The organism is Pseudomonas sp. AAC (assembly GCF_000725445.1).
GTDB classification, from domain to species: Bacteria; Pseudomonadota; Gammaproteobacteria; order Pseudomonadales; family Pseudomonadaceae; genus Pseudomonas; species Pseudomonas citronellolis.
Map to the genome: position 1 here is coordinate 402,672 of NZ_KL647094.1, position 24,596 is coordinate 427,267.

Below are 24,596 nucleotides of genomic sequence, written 5' to 3' on the forward strand. Positions count from 1 at the left end.
TTTGGGGCTACTGCGTCTGCGTTGAAGGTGCAGGAGGTGTGTCGGGCTGGAGAGTCCGAGGCTTGCGAAAGAGCGCGATTTACTGAAACAGGGAGTTTCGTAGGAGGACTTGGAGGAGGCGCAATTGCCGTTCCTCTGGTTGGCCGTTTTGCTGCCATACCGATCTGCGCAGCGATTGGACTCGGCTCTGCGAGAATTGGCGGTGCTGTTTGCGTAGTTCTTGTAGTTGGAGGTGCCTCATTTGCAGCAGGCTCGACCGGTGAGAAATTTGGTGAAACGGCTGGAGAGAAAATCTATGAAGGAGTCCACAAGAAGTGAGCTTTGAAAGCTGGTTTGACGATTGGCCATTATTATTACAGATAACTTTTTTCTTAACGCCCTTCGCTATAGGGGTAGCAGGAAAGTTAATCACTCTCTTCATGGTCAGGCACGATCTTGAAACATTGCTCTCAGTATTTCCAAAAAGCATCTACGTGAAAAGACAGACTATAATCTGGAAAGGCTCTGGCTTTCTCTCTCGCTACATGCAGCTAAATACAATATGCGGGGCAATACTCATGTCCCGGTACTACCTGAGCCGCGGAGAGCTTGAGCACGAAGAACTACTAAACGTCCCCCAAAATATTAAGTTCAGAGCACTTCTATCGTCTTGGCTACTTGGCATAAGTCTGACATGGATAATCACGGGATCACTATTATTTAGCTAACCATCCCTCCATCCATCCTGAAGCACTGAAATCCTTTCAGGCCGAAGGATGAGCTTTGCAGAAATCACAAATCAAATTTACATACTACAAACAACAATATGAACGAATTCTGGAATTCATGGTGGGCATTTTCATTCATGCTCAGCCCATTCCTAGTTAGCCTGTCCGGTATGGCTCTTGGCATCTACATTGCTTGCAGCCGCGACTTCAAGGGCATACTGGTAGCGCTTTCAAATAGCGAGCTACCCAAACGAACAAGTCTCATCTTGGGTAGCCAAGACCTTATCTCTCGCTGCCATCTGGTCAGCTCCATCGGCGGCGCCCTTCTGCTTCCCGACAGGAGTATTCGCCGAGGCCTTCTTGATAGGGAGGACATGCGCAACTTCCCGCCCGCACTCAGGCGCCGCCTACTGATTTCAACCTGGATGGTTATCGTGGGAATGGCTTGGCTGGGCCTGATGCTCGCCCTACTGAAGCTAAGTGGTGTGAACTAACAGACCCCATGCAGTTCGGGTCTCATCGGTACGTAAAGCTTCACCACTTAGAAATTTCTGATGGCGGAAGCTGAAAATTACGTAGGCGGCGAATGAGACGGGGAGATTGCAGGGAAAAATAGCGGCGGTGGATCAGTACGCAGGGGGTGCCGGAGGTGCGTTGTCAGGGCGGCGATGGCGGGCCGCGGCAGTTGTGCCTGAGTTGGAGGCGGCAGGGTGTGCGGGTGCTGGATTGGCAGGGGCAGTTGTGGGTGAACATGGCGGAGTTGCCGCGGGTGGTGCGGGGGTCTGCTGAAGCGCGAGCGAGTTGGCGGGAGTGGGCTCGGCGGTTGAGGTAGGTGGTTTTCGTAGGAGCGAGCTTGCTTGCGAACCGCATGGCACCGCGTTTGTTCGCGAGCAAGCTCGCTCCTACGAAAAGCCGTGGTTGCCTGTAACGTTAGCTGGTCTTGCCTGCGATTCGCGCGCAGGGTGCGCTCCTACAAGGGGGGCGGTGTGACGTGCTGGGTTGTAGGTGCTTGCGTTTCCCGGTAATTGCAGCGTTTGGGGATGACTCCGTTCCCTCTCCCCAGCCCTCTCCCTGAAGGGAGAGGGAGTCGTTCGGCGTGGCGGGGAGGGTCGGTGCCGACCTGTAGGAGCGGGCCCTGCCCGCGATTCGCGCGCAGGGCGCGCTCCTACAAGGGGTACGGTGTGAAGTGCTGGGTTGTAGGGGCTTGCGTTTCCCGGTGATTGCGGTGTTTGGGGGGGACTCCGCTCCCTCTCCCCAGCCCTCTCCCTGAAGGGAGAGGGGGCCGTTTGGTGTGGGCGGGAGGGTCGGCATCGGCCTGCAACGCTAGAGTCGCCTTTAAGTGGCGGTGGGTGTTTCAGCGCCAGTCGAGGATCGGCCAGCCGGCGGTTTCGGCGTGGTGGCGCAGGGCTGGGTCGGGGTTTACCGCGCGGGGGTTTTGGACCAGGGATAGCAGGGCCAGGTCGTTGCGGGAGTCGGAGTAGAAGTGGGCGCCGGCCAGGCTTTCGTTCTGCTCTTGCAGCCAGGCTTGCAGGCGGGTGACCTTGCCTTCGCGGTAGGTCAGGGTGCCCTGAGTGCGGCCGCTGTAGGTGCCCTGGTGCTGCTCCAGGTCGATGGCCAGGACTTCGGCCACGCCCAGGCGGGCGGCGATGCTGGCGACTAGGAAGTGCGCCGAGGCGGAGATGACCAGCAGGCGGTCGCCGGCTTCGCGGTGCTGGTTCAGGCAGCCCATGGCGTCGAAGCGGATGCAGGGGCCTATGACTTCCGTGACGAAGGGTTCGACCGCCGCGGCAACGGCTTCGGCGGTGCGCCCGGCCAAGGGCGCCAGGGTGAAGGCCATGTAGTCTTCCATCGCCAGCCGGCCTTCGGCGTACAGGGCCATGAGTGCCCGTTCGTGGCGGACGAAGGCGTCGCCTTCCACCCAGCCCAGGTCGGCCATGTGCCGGCTCCACAGGCTGGCGCAGTCGCCGTCGATGAGGGTGTCGTCCAGGTCGAAGAGTGCGAGGGCCATGGGCGTTCTCCTTGTTTAGTCGGGAATGCTGGCCGGGCCGCGGGCGGCCCGGTGGTGGCTCAGCGGGCTTGCAGGGCGGTGGCGGGTGCGGCGCCTGCCCTCCCCTGCGGGAGGCTGTGCCAGAACGGCACCAGCAGCAGGCATGCGGTCAGCGCGGCGCAGGTGAAGAGGATGAACACCGAGAAGGTGTCGAAGTAACCGGGCAGCAGGCCTCCGAGGATCGCCCCCACCGAACCGCAGCCGTTGACGAAGCCGGTGGCGGTACCGGCGGCCTGGCGGGTGCCGAAGTCGATGGCGGCGGCGCCGCTGATCATCGAGTCGGGGCCGTAGAGGGTGACGCCCATGAGGAACAGCAGCCCCACCACCAGGTACAGGTTGCCGCTGAGCAGCACCGGGGTGAACAGCGCCAGGCACGCCGCCAGCGCCAGCAGGCTGAGCACGCAGGTGGGCATGCGCCGGGCGCCGAACAGCCGGTCCGAGGCCAGGCCGATGAGGATGGGCCCGAGCAGGCCGGCGACCTCGAAGGCGGTGGGGACGACGGCGGCGGCGACCTTGCCGATTTCCGGCATGCGTTCGTAGATGATCACCGGGCCCCAGAACAGGATGGCGTAGCGCGCCGGCTTGAGCAGAAAGTAGGCCAGCCCCAGGACCAGCACGGTGCGGTTGCGCAGCACCTGGCGCAGTGAGTCCCACAGGCCGGTGGTGGCTTGCGCCTGCGTTTCCTGTTCGTCGTCCGCTGGCGGCAGGCCGACGTCTTCCGGGCGGTTGCGTTGCAGCAGCAGGAATAGGCAGCCCACGGCCAGCACCACGCCGGCGGAGGCGCTGAAAGCTACCTGCCAGTCGTCGCTGAGCTGGTAGGCGCACCAGCCGACGAAGGGCGTGGCCACCAGGCCGCCGAAGGCGTAGCAGGTGCTCCAGTAGCCCATGGCGCGGCCGCGCTCGGCGGTGGAGAAGAAGCCGCCCATGTTCTTGCACAGCCCCGACCAGCCGGTGGACTGCGCCAGGCCCTGGACGACCATGCAGGTGGCGAAGATCGGCACGGTGGCGAAGGTGCCCATGGCCAGCGCCGCCAGGGCCGAGACGAACAGCCCGCCGCCCACCACCACGCGCGGGCCGAAGCGGTCGGCGAAGCTGCCCCAGACGAACTGGCCCACGGCGTAGGCGGCGAGGTAAAGGGCGTCCAGGTCGGCCATGGCCGCCTTGTCGAGGACGAAGCCGGGGTCTTCGCCGATGCCGAGCTTGGCTACGGAGAAGGCCTTGCGAGTGAAGTAGAAGGCGGCGTAGGCCAGCCAGGTGATGGCGAAGATCTGGATGCGCCAGCGCTGCCGGGCCGTCCAGCCGCCGCTTCGAATCTGCATGGTGGTGGTCCCCCATTGGTTGTTCTTGTCGTGGGTGCGACCGGTGCACGGCAAGGCCTGGTCCGGCGCGTGGGGGCGATCTTAGGGGTGGCGCGCCGCGCAGAACTTGACCGCCGGCTCACGCGGCGAACCCCTGGGGTCAAGTCCCACAACGCTCGGCGCAATTGCGGAAATCAGCTACGGCAAGGGCGAGGCAGAACTGTCGGAAATCCGCCCGTCTCCGGCAAGAGTGTGGCGTGGGCAGGTGACGGGCGGGGCTTTGGCGGCGGGCCGGGATTCAGAGGGCGTTTGCCTGGCGTTGGCGCTCAGGTGCCCAGGTAGCGCTCCGGCCAGCGCAGCTCCCAGGCCTCCAGTTCGGTGCCGCTGGGTGGGCGGCAGCCGGCGCGCAACGGCGCCACGGCCGCCGGCGGGCTGGGCAGGTCGCAGTGGATGGCGGGGTTGGCGCTGGCGTAGCGGCGCGCGGCCTCGGCGCAGGCTGAGGCTTCGTCTTCACTGGCGCATACGATGAAGAACGTCCCCAGGAAGACCTTCCATGCGGGCGGATCACCATCGGTCTGTTCGATCCGGATGTCCATGGGCCCAAGCATAGCCACACATTTATTACGGGAAGGCGCAGGTCGTCGCCTGGGTGGGGGGCCGCTGGTCGGGGTGGTAATGCCAGGTTCGATGCCGAGTGGACGGTGGCCGAGGTCAGGCTCGACACCGAGCGGGCCGGTAACCAAGGTCAAACGGCGGATAACGCCAGAGGCGTTATACGCCCTACGCCAGGCCTGGGCTCAATACTGCTCCGGCACCAGCATTTCCGCTGGCGTGGGGATTCGCACGTAGTCGGCGTGGCGTTGGCGCGCCGGTAGTTCGATGGGCTTGTGCGCCACTTCTTCGTAGGGCACCTGGCCGAGCAGGTGGTGGATGCAGTTCAGCCGCGCGCGCCTCTTGTCATCCGCCTGCACCACCCACCAGGGCGCCTCGGCGATGTGGGTGCGTTCGAGCATGGTTTCCTTGGCCTTGGTGTAGGCCTCCCAGCGCCGCCGCGATTCCAGGTCCATGGGGCTGAGCTTCCATTGCTTGAGCGGGTCGTGGATGCGGCTGAGGAAGCGCAGGTGCTGCTCCTCGTCGGTGATCGAGAACCAGTACTTGACCAGTTGGATGCCCGAACGCGCCAGCATGCGCTCGAACTCCGGCACGCTGCGGAAGAACTCTTCGTACTGCTCGTCGTTGCAGAAGCCCATCACCCGCTCCACCCCGGCGCGGTTGTACCAGCTGCGGTCGAACAGCACGATCTCCCCCGCCGCCGGCAGGTGCGAGACGTAGCGCTGGAAGTACCACTGGGTGCGCTCGCGGTCGTTCGGCGCCGGCAGCGCGGCGACACGGCACACGCGCGGGTTGAGGCGCTGGGTGATGCGCTTGATCACCCCGCCCTTGCCTGCGGCGTCGCGGCCTTCGAAGAGCACCACCAGCTTGTGTCCGGTCTTGACCACCCAGTTCTGCAGTTTCACCAGTTCGCCCTGCAGGCGGAACAGTTCGCCGAAGTAGCGCTGGCGCAGCAGGTGCTGTTCGAAGTTTTCCAGGGTGTCGGCGCGCAGGCCGTCGAGGTCGTAGAGCTCCTGCCAGTCGAGTTCGAGTTCCTCGTCGCGGTCGTCGAGCGCCTCCTGGCGGATGCGCTGGGGCAGGGTCTTGTCGTTGAGCAGCATGGGGTCAGCACTCGCAAGTCGGTATGGGCCGTCACTGGCTCCGTCACTCAGGCGTGACATTTTCATGACAGAAAAATGTAGTTACGACTGATGACAGAATCATGACAAAAGGGCCTTTCGCCTCACGAAAAGCTGCGGACCAGAGCGGTTGGGGGTGGCAGGGTGCCATGGGAGGGAATCGCGGACGGAGTCCGCTCCTACGGGGGGAACACTGCGATTTCCCAGCTGCGGGCCCTGCCCGCGATTCGCGCGCAGGGCGCGCTCCTACAGGGGAGCGGCGCGGCTGGGGCAGCGTAGGAGGATCTCATCCGCGAATCGCGCCGGTGGTTCAGGTTATCGCGGACAAGGTCCGCTCCTACAGTCACTCCGGGGCGCAGGTTCAGGCGTCGATCACCGGGCGCTGTTTGTTCTGGTACTTGAAGGTGCCGCTGGCGGTGGCCACGGTTTCGCCCGCGGCGTTGCGGACTTCGGCTTCGCAGAAGGCGATGGAGCGGGTGCGGTGGCGGACCTGGCCGAAGGCTTCGAGCACTTCGCCGACGTCGCCGCCGGGGCGCAGGAAGCTGGTCTTCATTTCGACGGTCACGCAGCCGCGGCCTTCCTCGTCGGCATGGCTGCAGGCCAGAGCCATGGCCACGTCGAGCAGGCTCATGAGCACGCCGCCGTGGGCGTTGCGCCAGCCATTGAGGTGCTCGCGCTCCACGCGCAGCACCAGGTGACCGTCGTGCTCGCCGGCGCCGGCCGGCTGGTAGCGGAACTTCAGGTGGTCGAGAAAGGGAATCTCGATGCCACGGTATTCGGTGTAGGACTGCAGGTGCGAAGGGTCGAAGCTCATGGGCCATCCGGTGGAAGTTGACGGGCAGGATCATTTCAACGCATCGGCCAGCCCCGGCGTATCACTCCTTCGGATGAATCTTCAGCGCCGCCCCTTGCGGTTGCGCTCGCCGTCGCGCTGCAGTTCCACCGCCTGGACGAACAGCTCGTCCACCATCAGCGTCTGGATGGGTTCCTCGCACAGCAGCGACAGGCTCATGGATTCGATGGCCTGGTTGTATTCCAGGCGCGCGATGCCGCACAGCAGGATGCGCTGGTTGAAGCCGACGCGGCCGCGGTCGATCAGTTGCTCGCGGACGGTCTCGCCGTCCTGGTAGCTGACTTTCAGCGTCACCTGGGCGTCGCCGGTGGTGGCCAGGTGCAGCCACACCGCGACGTTGAAGTCGGCGCGCCAGCCGCGCCCGACCTTCTTCGCTACGGCCTGCTGGATCAGGTGCCGGGGAACGTGGCTGATGAGTCTGCTGTGGGATTGCATGGAAGACATGTGCACAAACGTGGGTTCACTGCGGAAGACCGCAGTCTAGGCAAGGGAGTTCAGCGATGCAGCCAGCATCGGGTAGCGTCCCATATCGGTTCCGATACAAGGCTTGAGGCCGGCGCGAGGGCCGGCCGGGGCGGGGTCAGCCGAGGAGGTCGAGGCTGGGCTGGGTTCGTTCGACGCCATACATCTGCTTCAGGGCCACCGGAGTGGCAGTGGGTGCGACCGGCTGGCTGCCGGAGTCGGCCTGCTGCGTGATCTTTTCCCTGATGCGCTGGGCTATTTCGTTCTCGATGCGCTCGCGGTCCTCGGCGGGCATGGCGTCGAGCTGTTCCTGGGTGACGTCCATGTCCTGCATGACGCTGTGCCGCAGCTTTTCGCCGGGGCTGAGCTTCATGTAGGCGAGGAATTCGTCCAGGGGGCCGCCGCCACTCTGCGCGGCGCCGCCGGAGGATGCTACCGCGCCGGAGGGCGCCTCGCTCGTACCGCTCGTCGTCGCGCTCGCGCTGCTGGCGTTGGCCAGGTAGCTGGCGAACTCGCTGGCGCCGGCGACCACGCCGCGCACCAGCTTGCTCGCCAGGCCGATGCCGCTCAGGCCGTCGATGATGTTCATGGGCAGGTCTCCCGTGCCGAAGAAGGGAAGCTTGTATCGGGCAAGAAACACGCCAGGATGCCGGCCGGCGGTCATGACGGCGCCGCCCTCCCCTGTAGGAGCGAGCTTGCTCGCGAACCGCATGGCAGCGGTGCAGCCGGGAAAAGCCGTTCGCGAGCAAGCTCGCTCCTACGAAGAGCCTGCCGTCGGCAAGCGCCTGCCGTGGGTGGCAAGGGCTTGCCGGAATCCACAATGAAAACGCCCGCCGCGGCTTGCACCGTGGCGGGCGTCGGGTTAACGCCTGGGCTCAGCCGAAGCGACCGGTGATGTAGTCCTCGGTCTGCTCCTTGGCCGGCTTGGTGAACAGGGTGTCGGTGTCGCCGAACTCGATCAGGTCGCCGAGGAACATGAAGGCGGTGTAGTCCGAGCAGCGCGCGGCCTGCTGCATGTTGTGGGTGACGATGACCACGGTGAACTCCTGCTTGAGCTCGGTGATCAGCTGCTCGATGCGCCCGGTGGAGATCGGGTCCAGCGCCGAGGTCGGCTCGTCGAGCAGCAGCACCTGGGGCTTGAGCGCGATGGTGCGGGCGATGCACAGGCGCTGCTGCTGGCCGCCGGAAAGGCCCTGGGCGCTGGCGTTCAGCTTGTCTTTCACCTCGTCCCACAGGGCCGCGCCGCGCAGGGCCTGCTCGACGCGGTCGTCCATCTCGCGGCGGCTGACCTTTTCATGGTGGCGCACCGCGTAGGCGATGTTCTCGTAGATGGTCATCGGGAACGGCACCGGCTTCTGGAACACCATGCCCACCTGGCTGCGCAGGCGGTTCATGGAGTAGCCGGGGGCGAGGATGTTCTCGCCGTTGAGCAGCACCTCGCCGCGCGCTTCCTGCTTCGGGTACAGGGAGTAGATGCGGTTGAAGATGCGCAGCAGGGTCGACTTGCCGCAGCCGGACGGGCCGATGATGGCGGTGATGCACTTCTCCGGGATGTCCATGTTGATGGACTTGAGCGAACGGTGCTCGCCGTAGAAGAACTCCAGGTCGCGAACGCGGATCTTGGTGCGTTCGGCGGCGATGGCGGTGGTCATGGCAGTCATCAGGATGCCCTATTGCGCAGAAGGATGAGACGGGAGGTGAGGCTGAGCAGCAGTACGAACAGGGTCAGCACCAGGGCGCCGGCCCAGGCCAGGGCGTTCCAGTCGCTGAAGGGGCTCATGGCGTACTGGAAGACCACGACGGGCACGCTGGCCATGGGCTTGAGCAGGTCGCTGCTCCAGAACTGGTTGCCGAAGGCGGTGAACAGCAGCGGCGCGGTTTCGCCGGTGATGCGCGCCAGGGCCAGGAGGATGCCGGTGATCACCCCGGCGCGGGCGGCGCGCAGGACGATCTGCAGGGTCAGCTTCCATTGCGGCACGCCCAGGGCCAGCGCGGCTTCGCGCATGGTGGTCGGCTGCAGCTGGAGCATTTCGTCGGTGGTCCGCACCACCACCGGGATCACCAGCAGGGCCAGGGCCAGGGCGCCGGCGATGGCGGAGAAGCCCACGCGGTGGTCGGTGAGGTAGTTCAGCGGCAGGATCACGCTGGTGTAGACGAACAGGCCCAGGACGATGGACGGCGCCGACAGCAGGATGTCGTTGATGAAGCGCACCACGGTGCCCATGCGGGTGTGGCGGGCGTATTCGGCCAGCCAGATGCCCGCCATCAGGCCGATGGGGGTGCCGATCAGCAGCGCCAGCGCGCTCATCAGCACGCTGCCGTAGAAGGCGTTGGCCAGGCCGCCCTCGGCCCCCGGCGGCGGCGTCATCTTGGTGAACAGGTTGAGGTTCAGCGCCTCGATGCCGTGGCTGATGGTGGTCAGCAGGATCCACGCCAGCCACATCAGGCCGAACAGGGTGGCGCCGCAGCTGAGCAGCATGGCGGCGCGGTTCTTCAGCGCGCGGGTGCGATACAGGCTTTCGTTGCCGGCCATGTCACTTGCCCTCCTTCTGGGCCAGGCGCAGCAGCATCAGGCGAGCGGCGGCGAGAACGATGAAGGTGACCACGAAGAGCAGGAAGCCCAGGGCGATCAGCGAGGAGCGGTGCAGGTCGGTGTAGGCCTCGTTGAATTCGTTGGCGATCACCGAGGCGATGGAGCTGCTGGGCATCAGCAGCGAGGCGGAGAAGTGCTGCGAGTTGCCCAGCACGAAGGTCACCGCCATGGTCTCGCCCAGGGCGCGGCCGAGGCCGAGGAAGATGCCGCCGACCACCGCCGAGCGGGTGTAGGGCAGGACGATGTCCCAGACCACTTCCCAGGTGGTGTTGCCCAGGGCGTAGGCAGATTCCTTCAGGGTGGTCGGTACGCTGTTGAACACTTCGTTCATCACCGAGGTGATGAAGGGGATGATCATGATCGCCAGGACGATGCCGGCGCTGAGCATGCCGATGCCCAGCGGCGGGCCCTGGAACAGGCCGCCGATCAGCGGCAGCGCGCCCAGGTAGTCGTTCAGCCAGGGGGCGATGTGCTGGGCCATGAACGGGCCGAAGACGAACAGGCCCCACATGCCGTAGATGATCGAGGGGATGCCGGCCAGCAGCTCGACGGCCGCGGCCACCGGCATGCGCAGCCACGGCGGCGCCAGCTCGGTGAGGAAGATGGCGATGCCGAAGCTGACCGGTACGGCGATCAGCAGCGCCAGGAAGGAGGTGACCAGGGTCCCGTAGATTGGTACCAGGGCGCCGAATTTGTTGTTCACCGCATCCCATTCGGTGCTGGTGAGGAAGTCCAGGCCGAAGTGCGAGAAGGCCAGGCTGCCGCCCCACAGGGTGGAGCCGGCGACGCCGGCGAGCAGCAACAGCACCAGCAGCGCGGAGCCGAACATGGCGTTGCGGAACCAGCGATCGTGGCGCTGGTCGCGCTGGGCGCGGTCTTCGGCTTCGGCGGCCTTCAGGTTGGGCATGGCGAGGGACGGTGAGGATTCGGTAGACATCGGTTCATCCAAGCAAGCGAACCGCCGCACGGGGGTTCCGGGCGGCGGTCCTGGTCATTCACCCGATCAGCGGGCGAAGTCCGACTTCCAGTAGCCTTCGATGCGCTTGACCAGGGATTCCGGCAGCGCCACGTAGTCCAGGGCGGCGGCCTGCTGCTGGCCGTTCTCCAGGGACCACTTGAAGAAGTGGAAGGCGGCCTGGGCCTGTTCCGCGTTCTTCGGTTGCTTGTACATGATGATCCAGGTGGTGGCGGTGATCGGCCACGCGGTGTCGCCCGGGGCGTTGGTCATCAGCAGGTTGAAGTCTTTGGCGTTGGCCCAGTCGGCGGTGTCGGCGGCAGCCTGGAAGCTCTTGGTGTTGGGCTGCACGAACTTGCCGGCGGCGTTCTTCAGCGAGGCGTAGGCCATCTTGTTCTGCAGGGCGTAGGCGTACTCGACGTAGCCGATGGAGTTCTTGATCTGCTTGACGTAGGCGGAGACGCCTTCGTTGCCCTTGCCGCCCATGCCGACCGGCCAGGGTACGGTGGTGCCGAAGCCGATCTTGTCCTTCCACTCCGGGCTGACCTTGGACAGGTAGTTGGTGAAGTTGTAGGAAGTGCCCGAACCGTCGGAACGGCGGACCACGGTGATCTTGGTGGCCGGCAGCTTCAGCTCGGGGTTCAGCGCGGCGATGGCCGGGTCGTTCCAGTCGGTGATGCTGCCGAGGAAGATCTTGGCCAGGGTTTCACCGTCCAGGTGCAGCTTGCCCGGCTCGACGCCGTCCAGGTTGACCACCGGCACGATGCCGCCGATCACGCTGGGGAACTGGCCCAGGCCGGCCGCTTTCAGGTCGTCGGCCGACAGCGGGGCGTCGGAGGCGCCGAAGTCGACGGTGGCGGCCTTGATCTGGGCGATGCCGCCGCCGGAGCCGATGGACTGGTAGTTGATGCGATTGCTGGAAGACTTGCTGTATTCCTGGGACCACTTCGACAGCACCGGGTAAACGAAGCTGGAGCCGGCGCCGGTGACATCAGTGGCATGGGCCAGGCCGGTCAGGGCCATGGAAGCCAGCAGGACGGACAAGCGGGTTTTGCTGAGCAGCATCACGTCAATACCTCAATATGGGAGGAAGTCCGGGAAGTCCCCGGTTGGTTAGAAGACGTGATGATTTAATGCCGTGAATATGTACGCTTTATGACAGCGAGATTAATAATCCGCGTACTGGCAACTTAATGGCAGCGCGGGTGTCCGCCCTCCCCGGCCACGTGCCCCGGCCACGGCTGCCAGAGCAGGCGCCCTATACGCACCCGGCCGGCGGCCGGGTGCGCGGCGCGCCGGTCAGGCCGGCGCTGCGGCCAGGCGCGGGCGATGGTCGCCCGTGCGGTTCTTGCGGACTTCGCGGCGTTCGCGGAAGTCCAGTTCCTCCATGGCCTCCATGCGTTCCTGCAGGTCCTCGATCTCCTGGGGGGTCAACAGCTTGCGCGTCCTGTACATGGACACCTCCGCATGCAAGTTCCTCACAGCTTTAGACTGGCACGCGGCGGCGAAGATTCCAGTCAGCGCAGTTCTTCCACCAGGCTCGACAGCGTCGAGAGCACCGCGCCGGCCAGGCGCTTGGCGCGCGCGCCGCTCCAGCCGGTGCGGGCATCCGGGGCCAGGTCGTGGTCCTTGAACGGCATCTCCAGGGTCAGCGCCAGGCACTGGTAGGTTTCACCGACGTGGTTGCAGGCCAGCGTCATGTTGGCCTTGCCCGGCGCGCTGCGCGGGTAGCCGTGCAGGCTCTGGAACTCGCCACGCTCCTCCAGGCGCTTGCGGAACTCCGCTTCGAGGTACGCCTGGCGCTCGCTGTAGCCGGGGTTGCCCTCGCAGCCGGCGGCGAACACGTAGGGGATTTCCTCGTCGCCGTGGATGTCGAGGAACAGGTCGACGCCCTGCTGGCGCATGTGCGCCTGGACGAACAGCACTTCCGGGCTGGTCTCGGCGCTGGGCGAGGCCCAGGCGCGGTTGAGGTCGGTGCCGGCGGCGTTGGTGCGCAGGTGGCCGCGGAAGGCGCCGTCGGGGTTCATGTTCGGCACCAGGTACAGCTCGGCGTGCTGCAGCAGGTAGTCGAGTTCCGCATCCTTCTGCTGCAGGCGCTCGATCAGGCCTTCCATGAACCATTCGGCCATGTGCTCGCCGGGGTGCTGCTGGGCGATCAGCCACAGCTTGCGCGTGGCCTGCGGGTTGCGGCGGATGCGCAGCAGCGGGATGTCGCGGCCCTCGATGCTGCGCCCGGTGGCCACCAGTTCGGCGCCGGCCTGCTCGATGGCCTGGCGCACCAGCGCGGCATGGCGCTCGCGGCTGTAGGGCTCGAAGTAGGCGAACCAGGCCCGGGGCTGCTCGGCGTCGAGGCTGAAGCGCAGGGACTGGCCGTCGTAGCTGCTGTCCACGCGGAACCAGTCGCGCTGGTCGTAGGAGGCCAGCGCGCGGTAGCCCGGCCAGCCGCCGGTGTAGCTGGAGTGCCCGGCGTTGGTCAGGTCGAAGGTGTAGCGCTGGCCCGGGGTCAGGCCGTCGGCGCAGAAGTGGAACCACTGGAAGTGCGGGCTGTTCAGGTCCGGGCGCAGGGCCAGGCGCACGTCCTGCGGGTCGCTGGCATCCAGCACCTGGATGTTGCCGCTGTCGAAGTCGCAGCGAATCTCCATGAAACCTCCTCAGGCAAAAGCGGATGCAAAGCCCCTATCTTGCGGCGCCCTGCCCCGGCTGTCACGAATTGGCCGTGGAAAAGCCGGCCCAAGGGCTCGCGCCCCCTGCGACGCAACGGCGCACCCCGCAAGTTCGATGAAAGCCGCGTGGCAGAGCCATTTACCGGCGGTTTCCCGGAAGATTGCCGGCAATTTTCCGGTTTCCAATGCGACAACCTTGTGCACAAAAGCGACAGGCGTTGTGACTTTTTGCGCGGCTCGCGGTGTCAATGGGCTCAGATCGGACGGATCAGTGAAGCGCCGTCCCCTTAACAGAGCAATGGATGACCTGCGCAGAGAGTGTAACCACCATGAACGCGACCCTTCGTTTCAACGAGGCTCTGCTGATCACCGGACGAGCCTTCCAACCCTTCCACTGCGTCACCTGGATCGACCAGTCCGGCGGCGACGGCAGCCTCGACCTGTCCGTCCTCGACCGCACCGGCACGCGCCTGCTGGGCCTGACGCGCATCCCCTGCACCGAATACTCCGACCCGGCGCGCCTGGCCGACCTGCTGACCCAGGCCCGCGAAGAGCTGAACCGCGAAGGCTATGACCTGCAGGAATGGCATATGCCGGAGTGAAGCCCAGGCCTTGTGGCCCGGTGCTTGAAAAGCGCCGTTTTCCTCGGGGAGGGAAACGGCGTTTTTTATTTCCGGCAGGGCGTTTTGGGGAGCGGGGGCTGTTGTAGGAGCGAGCTTGCTCGCGAACAGAGTTTCCCGGTTATTTCGGAGCCCGGCTGAACTCCGTCCCCTCTCCCCAACCCTCTCCCTGAAGGGAGAGGGGGCTGTCCTCTGCAGGTTGTGGGTTCGGCGTAGTCCTGTGGCTGCAGTTGGCTGATGGGACTGTCAGGAGAATGCCGAACTTCCAGCTCGCTCCAAACGGCCCCCTCTCCCTCTGGGAGAGGGCTGGGGTGAGGGAGCGGAGTCAATCCAAGATACCTGCATCCCAGGAAACGCTGTTCGCGAGCAAGCTCGCTCCTACGAAAAGCGGCTGAGCGATTGGCAAGATCCGTGGGGCCCATGTCATTGCCGCCACTCCCCACCCGGCGCACACTCCCGGCAAACCCCGGGAGTCGCCCGCCATGCCCGTCACCCGCCGCATCGCCTGCCTGATCTACCCCGACGTGATGAGCCTGGACGTCACCGGCCCGCTGCAGGTGTTCGCCTCGGCCAACGTCGAGCGCCAGCGCCAGGGCCTGCCGGCGCCCTACGAACTGCTGGTGCTGGGCGAAAACGAAGGCCCCGTGGCCACCTCCGCCGGCCTACGCATCTGCGCCGACGCCGCCTGGGCCGATACCGACGCCGCCAGCCTCGACACCCTGCTGGTCCCCGGCGGCCTGGGCGTGGAGGCGCAGTGCGCCAACCCCGCGCTGCTGGCCTGGCTGCGCGCCGCCGAAGGCCAGGTGCGGCGCCTCGGCTCGGTGTGCTCCGGCGCCCTGCTGCTGGCCGCCGCCGGGGTACTCGACGGGCGCAGCGCCACCACCCACTGGGCCGACGTCGACACCCTGCGCGAGTGCCACCCCGCAGTCCACGTGCAGGGCGACCGCCTGCACACCTACGACCCCAGCCGCCGCGACGGCGACGACCACGTGTTCACCTCCGCCGGAGTCACCGCCGGCATCGACCTGGCCCTGGCGCTGGTGGAGGCCGACCTCGGCCGCCCGCTGGCCCTGGCCGTGGCCCGGCGCCTGGTGATGTTCCTCAGGCGCCCCGGCGGGCAGGCGCAGTTCAGCGCCTGGCTGACGCCCGAGCCGGTGCGCGCACCGCGCCTGGCCGCGTTGCTGGAGTGGATTCCGGCCAACCTCGGCGCCGACCTGTCGCTGGAAGCCCTGGCCGAGCAGGCCTGCATGAGCCCGCGCACCCTGTCGCGGGTGTTCATCAATGAGCTGGGCGTGGCGCCCGGCCGCTATGTCGAGAAGGTGCGCCTGGAGGCCGCCCGCGCCCTGCTGCAGGACGCCCGGGCGTCGATCGCCACCGTGGCCCGGCTGTGCGGCTTCGGCCACCCGGAGAACCTGCGGCGCACTTTCCACAAGCACCTTGCGGTGAGCCCCCAGGAATACGCCGAACGCTTCGGCCAGCTCACCGACGCCTGATCCCCAGCCAGAAGGACCTCGCCATGCTCGAACTGCGCCCCAACTGCGAATGTTGCGACCGCGACCTGCCGGCCGATAGCACGGACGCGCGCATCTGCACCTTCGAATGCACCTTCTGCCGCGACTGCGCCGAAAGCGTGCTCGGCGGCCAGTGCCCGAACTGCGGCGGCGAGCTGCTGCAACGGCCACGGCGCCCGAGCGAGGCGCTGCTGCGCCACCCGGCCTCGACGCAGCGGGTGCTCAAGCCCGGCGGCTGCCGGAACTGAGGGCGCGGACATGCTGCTACTGCGCAACGGCGCGCTGCGCCTGCTGTTCCTCGGCCAGGCGCTGTACTGGTCGTGCTCGCTGATCGGCATCACCCTGACCTCGCTGATCGGCACGCAACTGGCACCGCTCAACGGCCTGGCCACCCTGCCCCTGGCCCTGCTGGTGCTGGGCAACCTGCTGGCGGTGCAGCCGCTGTCGCTGTTCATGCAGCGCCATGGCCGCCGCCCCGGGCTGATGCTCGGCGCCGCCGGCGGCGTGCTCGGCGGGCTGACCTGCGCCCTGGGCGTGCAACTGGGCTCGTTCTGGCTGCTGTGCCTGGGCGCCCTGCCGATCGGTGGCTACCAGGCCTCGGCGATGTACTACCGCTTCGCCGCCCTGGAAGCGGTGGGCGAGACCGAGAAAGGTCGAGCCAGCGCCTATGTGATCGGCGGCGGCGTGCTGGCCGCACTGCTAGCTCCGGGCCTGGCGCTATGGGCCCGCACGGCGCTGCCCACGCCCTTCGTCGGCGCCTACCTGGCCATCGCCGCGTTGGCGCTCGTCGGCCTGCTGCTGATGGCGCGCCTGCGCGAAGGCACCGCGCCACGCCCGCCGCACGGGGGCATCGCAGCGATGCGCGCGCTGCTCGGCCGGCCGCTGGTGCGCGCGGCCATGGCCTGCACCGCCGCCGGCCACGGGCTGATGATCCTGATCATGAACGCCACGCCGCTGGCCATGCAGTTCTGCGGGCTGTCCCTGGAAAGCTCGGCGAGCGTGATCCAGTGGCACATCCTCGGCATGTTCCTCCCGGCCTTCGTCGCCGGCCCGCTGGTGGACCGCCTGGGCAGCCGCCGCGTGGCCCTGCTCGGCATCGCCCTGCTGGCGGCCAGCGCAGCCGTGGCCCTGGCCGGCCTGGACCACGGCCACTTCCTGGCCAGCTCGCTGCTGCTGGGCATGGGCTGGAACCTGCTGCTGGTGGCCGGCACCACCCTGCTCGGCGAAGGCCACGGCGCGGACGAGCGCGGCCAGGCGCAGGGGTTGATGGAGCAAGGCAACAGCCTGATGGCGGCGCTGATGTCGTTCAGCTCCGGCGCGCTCATCACCAGCCTGGGCTGGAGCGCGGTGAACCTGCTGGTGTGGCCGGTGCTGGCGTTCGCCCTGGCGCTGCTCTGGCCGGCGCGCCGACGCCAGCCGGCCAGCGCCTGAGCCACGGTATTCCTCCCCCCGTAGGAGCGGACCTTGTCCGCGATAGCCGGCCATCCCGGCGCGATTCGCGGACAAGGTCCGCTCCTACGCTGCCCCACCCGCGCCATTCCCATTGTAGGAGCGCGCCCTGCGCGCGATTTCGCGGGCAGGGCCCGCTCCTACAGGTCGCCGGGAGCCACGGTATTCCTCCCCCGGAGCGGACCTTGTCCGCGATAGCCGGCCATCCCGGCGCGATTCGCGGACAAAGTCCGCTCCTACGCTGCCCCACCCGCGCCATTCCCATTGTAGGAGCGCGCCCTGCGCGCGATTTCGCGGGCAGGGCCCGCTCCAGGTAGAACCACAAAAAAGCCGCCCCGAAGGGCGGCTGTTTTGCCGAAACACCCACCACTCAGTAGTAGGCGTTTTCCTTGTTGCTGTGGTCGGTGACGTCGCGCACGCCTTTCAGTTCCGGGATGCGTTCGATCAGGGTCTTCTCGACGCCGTCCTTGAGGGTCATGTCGACCATGCCGCAGCCCTGGCAGCCGCCGCCGAAGCGCAGCACGGCGATGTTGTCCTCGACCACCTCGACCAGGCTGACCTGGCCGCCGTGGCTGGCCAGGCCGGGGTTGATCTCGGTCTGCAGGTAGTAGTTGATGCGTTCGTTGATCGGGCTGTCTTCGTTGACCATCGGCACCTTGGCGTTCGGCGCCTTGATGGTCAGTTGGCCGCCCATGCGGTCGGTGGCGTAGTCGACGACGGCGTCTTCCAGGAAGGGCTCGCTGATGCCATCGACCCAGGCGGTGAAGTCCTTCAGGCCGATCGGGGTGTCTTCCGGCTTCTGTTCGCCCGGCTTGCAGTAGGCGATGCAGGTTTCCGCGTACTGGGTGCCCGGCTGGGTGATGAAGATGCGAATGCCGATCCCGGGGGTGTCCTGCTTGACCAGCAGTTCGGCCAGGTAATCCTGGGCAGCTTCGGTAATGGTGATGGCGCTCATGGCAACTCCTCGCAAACGTGGAGGCAGTTTACGCCATTCGCCCGCCCCGGATAAAGCCCTACCAATTTAGTAGGAATAGTTCGCAAGTAGCGGCTTCAGGCTTCAGGCTTCAAGCTTCAGGCCGCAGGCTCCAAAGCGCTCTTGCCTGCCGCCTGCAGCCTGCAGCCGCCTCAAAGATTTTCATAGCGGTTCATGTCGAGGATGCCCGCCTCCACCGGCTCGGTCTCGCGCAGGTAGGCGTCGAGGTCGTGGAAGTAGCGCCAGAACTGCGGGTTGCTGCGGCGGATGCCCCAGCGCTCCACCACCTTGTCGAAACTCTCCTGGCTCTGCACCTGCTCCAGCGCCGAGACGAAGTCGCCGGCCTCCTCCGCCTTGAGGTCGAACATGAAGTTCGGGTAGCTGGAGAGCACGCCCGGGTAGATGGTCAGGGTGTCCAGCCCCGGCTGGTAGCGCAGCGACTCGCCGAGCATGAAGGCGACGTTACTGTGCGCGCGGTTACGCAGCGCCGTGTAGATCTCGCGTTTTCCGCCGGGCAGTTCGACGCGCAGGATGGTCGCCTCGGGGAACTGCTCGATCACCTTCAGCCCCGCCGCCGGGCGGCTGACCAGGCGGCTGAAGGCCTGCTCGGCGTCCTGCAGCGGGCGCGGGACGTTGCGCCGGTAGCAGCCGCCGTCCTGGCACAGGTTGATCGGGTCGGGCCGCGCATCGAGGCTGGCGTAGCGGCTCAGCAACTGCACGGCGAAGGCATTCTTGGCGCCCTTCTCCGGCAGGTCCAGGCCGCTGGGCGCGTCGTTGTCGAGGTTCTGGTAGTCCAGCCACATCTTCAGCCGGCCGCTGTTCTGGTACCAGTCGTCGAGCAGGTGCTTGCGCGCGGCCACCGGCATCAGGCGCAGGAAGTTCTGCTCGGCGCCATTGCGGATCAGGTCGAAGTACAGGCGCGTCTGCGCCTGGTGCGAGACGTTGCCGTAGACGTCGAAGTTGACCACCAGCTGGTAGTAGGTGCGCTCCAGCAGCGGGTAGTCCATCCACCACAGCGTCTGCGGGACGCCGCCGATCAGGCCCTTGCGCACCGAGGCGCTGTCGTACTGGCGGAAGATCGACAGCAGCGCGTTGTCGTTGCCGTGCCAGATGTCCGCCCAGGTCGGCGCCGCGGCCTCTTCGTAGGCGTCCAGGCGCAGCGCCTCGTATTCGTTGCGCTTGTCGCGGTAGCTGGTCCATTGCTGGAGCATCTGGCCCATGTCGTCGATCTGCCCGGGCAGGCCCAGCAGCGGCGTGGCCTTGGCCCGGTAGGCCGGGTCGGTGACGTAGAGGTCGTGGGCCGGGTCCTGGAAGATCGCCCAGAAGTTGTCGCGGATCACGTCGGTGGCGATCTGCCCGCGGCACACCGGGCCGCGGATGAAGGTGCGGACGAAGTACTCGGCGTTGTCCAGCATGAACTGGTAGCGCGCCCGCGCCGGGATGGCGGCGAAGGTCTCGAAGGGGTTGGCGCGGTGCTGCAGGCCGTAGCCGGGCACCTTGTCGGCCGCCCAGGCGCCGGCGAAGAACAGCTCGCGAGTATGCGCCAGCTTCGCGGGGCTCAGCGGGTAGGTGATGTGCGTCTTGTGCACGATCACGCCCTGGATCGGCCACAGGCGGTAGTAGAAGGCCGCGCCGGGGTCGTCGTTGGGCCGCCGCGTGGCGATGGGGTCGATGGGCTGGCCGCTGGGCGTGCGCGAGCGCACCAACTGGAAGAAGTGCCCCGGCGCGCCCTGCTCTTCGAAGTACAGGTGGGCGAGGAACAGGTGCTCGTAGAGCCAGCGCGAAACCAGGCTCTCGCGGGCGCCGGGCTGGTTCAGGAAGCGCTCCCACTCGGCGATCTGCCGCGCCTCGCCGGCGCCGGGCTGCCAGGCCTGCTCGTCCACCGGCGCGCCCTCGGCCAGCCATTGCTTCAGGGTGGCGTACTGCTGGGCGCTGAGGCCGGTGACGGCGAAGGGCATGCCGCTGCGCGGGTTCTTCTGCACGAACTCGTCGATGCTGTCCGGCGTTGGGCACTGGTTGCTGCGGTCGATCGACAGGTCCAGGCCTTCGGGGATCTTCGCGTTGGGCACCAGCGGGTGGGCCTGGCCCAAGTCGAGCATGCGCTGCATCAGCGCCGCCTGGCCGCCGCGGGCGTCCAGCACCGACCAGAAGTCCTTGCGCCGCCAGGCGTCGGCGCCGTGTGCATCGAGGAACAAGCGCGTGGTTTCCTGGGCCTTGGTGCGGGTGCCGTCGTACACCGGCAGCTTGTTGGCGCCGCGCTGGGCACCCTCGGCGGCGCTCAGGTTGAGCTGGCACGGCGAGTCGTAGCAGGCGTGGCAGGCCACGCACTTGTCGGTGAAGATCGGCTGTATGTCCTTGCTGTAGGAAATGCCGGCTGCCTGAGCAACGGCTGAAAGCAGCATGAACGCAATGGTCAACGCAAAGGATGCGCGCAAGGACATCGGGGACTCCATACCTCGTGAATAGGCGGATTCTAGCGGCTCCGCGGGCTTTTGCGGCCAACCGATGGCCGGTACAACATGAACTGCGCTCATGTAAAAGCCCGGTCGGCTCAAATCCCCTGCAGGTTTGCTATCATCAGCGACCCTTTGCCACAGCCGTTTCCAGGTAGTTCCCATGTCCGATCGTGCCGCCCGCCAGCAAGCCCTGCAGAAAGCCCTGAAGGAGCGCATCCTGATCCTCGACGGCGGCATGGGCACCATGATCCAGAGCTACAAGCTGCAGGAAGAGGACTACCGCGGCGAGCGCTTCGCAGACTGGCCGAGCGACGTGAAGGGCAACAACGACCTGCTGCTGCTCAGCCGCCCGGACGTCATCCAGGCCATCGAGAAAGCCTACCTGGACGCCGGCGCCGACATCCTCGAGACCAACACCTTCAACGCCACCCAGGTGTCCCAGGCCGACTACGGCATGGAAGAACTGGTCTACGAGCTGAACGTCGAGGGCGCGCGCCTGGCCCGCGAAGTGGCCGACGCCAAGACCGCCGAGACCCCGGACAAGCCGCGCTTCGTCGCCGGCGTGCTCGGCCCGACCAGCCGCACCTGCTCGATCTCCCCGGACGTCAACGACCCGGGCTACCGCAACGTCACCTTCGACGAGCTGGTGGCGAACTACAGCGAGGCCACCCGCGGCCTGATCGAGGGCGGCGCCGACCTGATCCTGATCGAGACCATCTTCGACACCCTCAACGCCAAGGCGGCGATCTTCGCCGTGCAGGGCGTCTACGACGAGCTCGGCTTCGAGCTGCCGATCATGATCTCCGGCACCATCACCGACGCCTCCGGGCGCACCCTGTCGGGGCAGACCACCGAGGCCTTCTGGAACTCGGTGCGCCACGCCAGGCCGATTTCCGTCGGCCTGAACTGCGCCCTCGGCGCCAAGGACCTGCGCCCCTACCTGGAGGAGCTGGCGACCAAGGCCGACACCCACGTTTCCGCGCACCCCAACGCCGGCCTGCCGAACGCCTTCGGCGAGTACGACGAGACCCCGGCGCAGATGGCCGAGGTGGTCGAGGAGTTCGCCGCGTCCGGCTTCCTCAACATCATCGGCGGCTGCTGCGGCACCACCCCGGCGCACATCCAGGCGATCGCCGAGGCGGTGGCCAAGTACCCGCCGCGGGCGATCCCGGAAATCCCCAGGGCCTGCCGGCTGTCGGGCCTTGAGCCGTTCACCATCGACCGCAGCTCGCTGTTCGTGAACGTCGGCGAGCGCACCAACATCACCGGTTCGGCGAAGTTCGCCCGGCTGATCCGCGAGGAGAACTACGCCGAGGCCCTGGAAGTGGCCCAGCAGCAGGTGGAAGCCGGCGCCCAGGTGATCGACATCAACATGGACGAGGGCATGCTCGACTCCAAGGCGGCGATGGTGAAGTTCCTCAACCTCATCGCCGGCGAGCCGGACATCTCCCGCGTGCCGATCATGATCGACTCCTCCAAGTGGGAGGTGATCGAAGCGGGCCTCAAGTGCATCCAGGGCAAGGGCATCGTCAACTCCATCTCCATGAAGGAAGGCGTCGAGCAGTTCAAGCACCACGCCCGCCTGTGCAGGCGCTACGGCGCCGCGGTGGTGGTGATGGCCTTCGACGAGGCCGGCCAGGCCGACACCCAGGCGCGCAAGGAAGAAATCTGCCAGCGCTCCTACGACATCCTGGTCAACGAAGTGGGCTTCCCGCCGGAGGACATCATCTTCGACCCGAACATCTTCGCGGTGGCCACCGGCATCGAGGAGCACAACAACTACGCGGTCGACTTCATCAACGCCTGCGCCTACATCCGCGACAACCTGCCCTACGCGCTCTCCTCGGGCGGGGTGTCCAACGTGTCCTTCTCGTTCCGCGGCAACAACCCGGTGCGCGAGGCCATCCACTCGGTGTTCCTCTACTACGCCATCAAGAACGGCCTGACCATGGGCATCGTCAACGCCGGCCAGCTGGAGATCTACGACGAGATCCCGAAGGAGCTGCGCGACAAGGTCGAGGACGTGGTGCTCAACCGCAACCCGGACGCCACCGAGGCGCTGCTGGCCATCGCCGACGACTACAAGGGCGGCGGCGCAGCCAAGGAAGTGGAAGACGAGGAATGGCGCAGCCATAGCGTCGAGAAGCGCCTGGAGCACGCCCTGGTCAAGGGCATCACCACCTACATCGTCGAAGACACCGAGGAATGCCGGCAGAAGTGTGCGCGGCCCATCGAGGTCATCGAAGGCCCGCTGATGAGCGGCATGAACGTGGTCGGCGACCTGTTCGGCGCCGGCAAGATGTTCCTCCCGCAGGTGGTCAAGTCGGCCCGGGTGATGAAGCAGGCGGTGGCCCACCTAATCCCCTTCATCGAGGCGGAGAAAGGCGACAAGCCCGAGGCCAAGGGCAAGATCCTCATGGCCACGGTGAAGGGCGACGTGCACGACATCGGCAAGAACATCGTCGGCGTGGTGCTGGGCTGCAACGGCTACGACATCGTCGACCTCGGCGTGATGGTGCCGGCGGAGAAGATCCTGCAGACCGCCATCGCCGAGAAGTGCGACATCATCGGCCTGTCCGGGCTGATCACGCCGTCGCTGGACGAGATGGTCCACGTCGCCAAGGAAATGCAGCGGCAGAACTTCAGCCTGCCGCTGATGATCGGCGGCGCCACCACCTCCAAGGCGCACACGGCGGTGAAGATCGACCCGCAGTACAGCAACGACGCGGTGGTTTATGTCACCGACGCCTCGCGCGCGGTGGGCGTGGCCACCACCCTGCTGTCGAAGGAAATGAAGCCCGACTACGCACGCAAGCTGCGCGAGGAGTACGCCGAGGTCCGCGAGCGCACCGCCAACCGCAGCGCCCGCACCGAGCGCCTGAGCTACGCGGCGGCCATCGCCGCCAAGCCGCAGTTCGACTGGGCCGGCTACCAGCCGCCGGTGCCCACCTTCACCGGCGTGAAGGTGCTGGAGGACATCGACCTGAACGTGCTGGCCGAGTACATCGACTGGACGCCCTTCTTCGTCTCCTGGAACCTGGCCGGCAAGTACCCGCGCATCCTCAGCGACGAAGTGGTCGGCGAAGCCGCCACCAGCCTGTTCAACGACGCCCAGGACATCCTGCGCAAGCTGATCGACGGCAAGCTGATCAAGGCCCGCGCCGTGTTCGGCTTCTGGCCGGCCAACCAGGTCAACCACGACGACCTGGAGGTGTACGCCGAGGACGGCCACAAGCTGGCCACCCTGCACCACCTGCGCCAGCAGACCATCAAGCCCGACGGCAAGCCGAACTTCAGCCTGGCCGACTTCGTCGCGCCCAAAGACAGCGGCATCAAGGACTACGTCGGCGGCTTCATCACCACCGCCGGCATCGGCGCCGAGGAAGTGGCCAAGGCCTACGAGGCCCAAGGCGACGACTACAACGCGATCATGGTCAAGGCCCTGGCCGACCGCCTCGCCGAAGCCTGCGCCGAATGGCTGCACGAGCGCGTGCGCAAGGAATACTGGGGCTACCAGCCCGAAGAACACCTGGACAACGACGCGCTGATCCGCGAGCAGTACGTCGGCATCCGCCCGGCCCCCGGCTACCCGGCCTGCCCGGACCACACCGAGAAAGGCACCCTGTTCCAGCTGCTGGACCCCAAGGGCCTGTCCGGCGTCACCCTCACCGAACACTACGCCATGTTCCCGGCGGCCGCGGTCAGCGGCTGGTACTTCGCGCATCCGCAGGCGCAGTACTTCGCCGTGGGCAAGGTCGACAAGGACCAGATCGACGCCTACAGCGCCCGCAAGGGCCAGGACGTGGCGGTCAGCGAACGCTGGCTGTCGCCGAACCTGGGCTACGACGCCTGATCCGCCTTCCAGGAGCGAAAGATGAAATACCTCACCCCCGAACAGATGGAAAAACCGCGCAAGCGCCGCCTGCGCAAGAAACTGCGCCTGGCCGAGTTCAAGGAACTGGGCTTCAGCCTGGAAGTGAACTACAGCGGCGACCTGGACGAAGTGCTGGACCAGTGGATCGCCTTCGTCGAATCCCAGGGCTGGCTGTTCGTCGGCGGCGCCACCGAGGACGGCGAGTTCACCGGCTACCTGTGCCTGAATGCCGTCGGCAGCCTCGACGAAGCCGACCGTGAAACCGTCCGCCAGTGGCTGCAGAGCCAGACCTGGTGCACCTCCTCCGAGCTCGGCGAGCTGAGCGACTGCTGGCACGGGCTGCTCGACTGACGAAATCGCGGACGGGCGGAGACAAAACACCCCGTAGGATGGGTTGAGCGAAGC

22 protein-coding genes are annotated in these 24,596 nt (G+C 66.4%); 7 read left to right on the forward strand and 15 right to left on the reverse strand.

Annotated elements, in window-relative coordinates:
• Positions 1–805: 805 nt before the first annotated feature.
• Positions 806–1,201, forward strand: coding sequence for a hypothetical protein (locus tag FG99_RS01510; protein WP_043266808.1), 396 nt, complete (start codon positions 806–808; stop codon positions 1,199–1,201).
• Positions 1,202–2,061: 860 nt separating this feature from the next.
• Here FG99_RS01510 and FG99_RS01515 read toward each other — a convergent pair.
• The 13 genes from FG99_RS01515 to FG99_RS01570 all read right to left on the reverse strand — a co-directional run bounded on the left by FG99_RS01515 (position 2,062) and on the right by FG99_RS01570 (position 13,287).
• Positions 2,062–2,715: an HAD family hydrolase gene (locus FG99_RS01515; protein WP_043266810.1), complete on the reverse strand. Its 654-nt coding sequence runs from the start codon at positions 2,713–2,715 to the stop codon at positions 2,062–2,064.
• A 59-nt stretch (positions 2,716–2,774) separates the two neighbouring features.
• Positions 2,775–4,073, reverse strand: coding sequence for an MFS transporter (locus tag FG99_RS01520; RefSeq protein ID WP_043266812.1), 1,299 nt, complete (start codon positions 4,071–4,073; stop codon positions 2,775–2,777).
• A 305-nt stretch (positions 4,074–4,378) separates the two neighbouring features.
• A complete protein-coding gene (locus FG99_RS01525; protein ID WP_009619271.1) occupies positions 4,379–4,648 on the reverse strand; it encodes a hypothetical protein in 270 nt (89 codons plus the stop codon).
• A gap of 201 nt (positions 4,649–4,849) precedes the next feature.
• The gene (gene ppk2, locus FG99_RS01530) at positions 4,850–5,764 is read right to left on the reverse strand and encodes a polyphosphate kinase 2 (RefSeq protein ID WP_043266813.1); all 915 of its coding nucleotides are present in this window, start codon (positions 5,762–5,764) and stop codon (positions 4,850–4,852) included.
• Positions 5,765–6,143: 379 nt separating this feature from the next.
• Entirely contained in the window at positions 6,144–6,596 is a 453-nt protein-coding gene (locus FG99_RS01535) for a PaaI family thioesterase (RefSeq protein WP_043266815.1), read from the reverse strand.
• 81 nt (positions 6,597–6,677) lie between these two features.
• Complete coding sequence (locus FG99_RS01540; RefSeq protein ID WP_256204824.1) at positions 6,678–7,079, reverse strand: hypothetical protein; 402 nt, start codon at positions 7,077–7,079, stop codon at positions 6,678–6,680.
• A gap of 136 nt (positions 7,080–7,215) precedes the next feature.
• Entirely contained in the window at positions 7,216–7,686 is a 471-nt protein-coding gene (locus FG99_RS30705) for a hypothetical protein (RefSeq protein WP_051878348.1), read from the reverse strand.
• A 286-nt stretch (positions 7,687–7,972) separates the two neighbouring features.
• Positions 7,973–8,758: a phosphate ABC transporter ATP-binding protein PstB gene (pstB, locus tag FG99_RS01550; protein ID WP_009619262.1), complete on the reverse strand. Its 786-nt coding sequence runs from the start codon at positions 8,756–8,758 to the stop codon at positions 7,973–7,975.
• A complete protein-coding gene (gene pstA, locus FG99_RS01555) occupies positions 8,758–9,630 on the reverse strand; it encodes a phosphate ABC transporter permease PstA (protein WP_009619261.1) in 873 nt (290 codons plus the stop codon). Before pstA ends, pstB begins: the two co-directional genes overlap by 1 nt.
• A 1-nt stretch (position 9,631) precedes the next feature.
• Positions 9,632–10,597 carry a phosphate ABC transporter permease subunit PstC gene (gene pstC, locus FG99_RS01560; RefSeq protein ID WP_371263856.1) on the reverse strand — a complete coding sequence of 322 codons (966 nt, stop codon included), beginning with the start codon at positions 10,595–10,597 and terminating at the stop codon, positions 9,632–9,634.
• 96 nt (positions 10,598–10,693) lie between these two features.
• Complete coding sequence (gene pstS / locus FG99_RS01565; RefSeq protein ID WP_009619259.1) at positions 10,694–11,710, reverse strand: phosphate ABC transporter substrate-binding protein PstS; 1,017 nt, start codon at positions 11,708–11,710, stop codon at positions 10,694–10,696.
• 234 nt (positions 11,711–11,944) lie between these two features.
• Positions 11,945–12,100 (reverse strand): hypothetical protein, encoded by a 156-nt coding sequence (locus FG99_RS32425; RefSeq protein WP_009619258.1) that lies wholly within the window; start codon positions 12,098–12,100, stop codon positions 11,945–11,947.
• Positions 12,101–12,162: 62 nt separating this feature from the next.
• Positions 12,163–13,287, reverse strand: coding sequence for a M14 family metallopeptidase (locus FG99_RS01570; protein WP_043266821.1), 1,125 nt, complete (start codon positions 13,285–13,287; stop codon positions 12,163–12,165).
• A 350-nt stretch (positions 13,288–13,637) separates the two neighbouring features.
• Between FG99_RS01570 and FG99_RS01575 the strand changes: the two genes are divergently transcribed.
• The 4 genes from FG99_RS01575 to FG99_RS01590 all read left to right on the forward strand — a co-directional run bounded on the left by FG99_RS01575 (position 13,638) and on the right by FG99_RS01590 (position 16,870).
• Positions 13,638–13,910 (forward strand): hypothetical protein, encoded by a 273-nt coding sequence (locus tag FG99_RS01575; RefSeq protein WP_009619255.1) that lies wholly within the window; start codon positions 13,638–13,640, stop codon positions 13,908–13,910.
• Positions 13,911–14,410: 500 nt separating this feature from the next.
• Entirely contained in the window at positions 14,411–15,421 is a 1,011-nt protein-coding gene (locus tag FG99_RS01580) for a GlxA family transcriptional regulator (protein WP_043266823.1), read from the forward strand.
• A gap of 23 nt (positions 15,422–15,444) precedes the next feature.
• Entirely contained in the window at positions 15,445–15,687 is a 243-nt protein-coding gene (locus FG99_RS01585; protein WP_009619253.1) for a DUF1272 domain-containing protein, read from the forward strand.
• 13 nt (positions 15,688–15,700) lie between these two features.
• A complete protein-coding gene (locus FG99_RS01590; RefSeq protein WP_141766251.1) occupies positions 15,701–16,870 on the forward strand; it encodes an MFS transporter in 1,170 nt (389 codons plus the stop codon).
• A 388-nt stretch (positions 16,871–17,258) separates the two neighbouring features.
• On the opposite strand, the gene nfuA is transcribed toward FG99_RS01590, so the two are convergent.
• On the reverse strand, positions 17,259–17,843 hold the full coding sequence (gene nfuA, locus FG99_RS01595) for a Fe-S biogenesis protein NfuA (protein ID WP_009619251.1): 585 nt from the start codon (positions 17,841–17,843) through the stop codon (positions 17,259–17,261).
• 170 nt (positions 17,844–18,013) lie between these two features.
• Entirely contained in the window at positions 18,014–20,302 is a 2,289-nt protein-coding gene (locus FG99_RS01600; protein WP_043266827.1) for a fatty acid cis/trans isomerase, read from the reverse strand.
• Between the two features lie 175 nt (positions 20,303–20,477).
• Here FG99_RS01600 and metH point away from each other — a divergent pair, with 175 nt between their 5' ends.
• Both metH and FG99_RS01610 read left to right on the forward strand, forming a co-directional pair.
• The gene (gene metH / locus FG99_RS01605) at positions 20,478–24,170 is read left to right on the forward strand and encodes a methionine synthase (RefSeq protein ID WP_043266829.1); all 3,693 of its coding nucleotides are present in this window, start codon (positions 20,478–20,480) and stop codon (positions 24,168–24,170) included.
• Between the two features lie 21 nt (positions 24,171–24,191).
• Positions 24,192–24,542, forward strand: a complete 351-nt coding sequence (locus FG99_RS01610; RefSeq protein WP_043266831.1) for a 50S ribosome-binding protein YggL — start codon at positions 24,192–24,194, stop codon at positions 24,540–24,542.
• Positions 24,543–24,596 lie beyond the last annotated feature (54 nt).